Source organism: Xenorhabdus sp. KJ12.1, from assembly GCF_963876495.1.
Taxonomy (GTDB): domain Bacteria; phylum Pseudomonadota; class Gammaproteobacteria; order Enterobacterales; family Enterobacteriaceae; genus Xenorhabdus; species Xenorhabdus stockiae.
Map to the genome: position 1 here is coordinate 1 of NZ_CAWNQH010000021.1, position 602 is coordinate 602.

Annotated in this window: 1 protein-coding gene; it reads left to right on the forward strand. The window is 38.9% G+C overall.

Annotated elements, in window-relative coordinates:
- Nucleotides 1-147: 147 nt before the first annotated feature.
- The coding region (gene tnpA / locus AACS92_RS03015) for an IS200/IS605 family transposase (RefSeq protein ID WP_099110181.1) at nt 148-602 on the forward strand (455 nt) is incomplete at its 3' end.

A 602-nucleotide genomic window follows, 5' to 3' on the forward strand; every position in this document is an offset into this window, starting at 1 on the left:
TTAGCCAGTTTAAGTCGCGTTAGCGTCTTAAACATAAAACCACCCGCTTTGCGGGTGGAGTTCAAAGGTTATACCAAGAAAAACACCTTTCCGTTACGATATAGATGTTCAAGCTAATATTCGTAACTCAAATAAGGAAAGGTGTTTATGGGCATTAAAGCACAAAGCTCAGCGCATACAAAGTGGCTGTGTAAATACCCTATCGTCTTTTCGCCGAAATATAGACGGAAAGTGATTTTTAATAATATTCGTTCAAGTGTGGGAGAGATCCTCAGAGACCTTTGTAAGTATAAAGGTGTGGAAATAATCGAAGGTCATCTCATGCCAGATCATGTTCATATGTTGGTGAGTATTCCACCAAAGCTAAGCGTTTCAAGCTTTATGGGATATTTGAAGGGTAAAAGTTCGTTGATGATCTTTGATAGACACGCCAATTTAAAATATAAATTTGGCAACAGAAAGTTTTGGGCGGAAGGGTTCTATGTCAGTACGGTAGGGCTAAATGAAGCGACAATTCAAAAGTATATCAGAGAGCAAGAAAAGTCGGATTTAATCTCGGATAAATTGAGTAGTAAAGAGCATGTAGACCCCTTCAAGGGGTA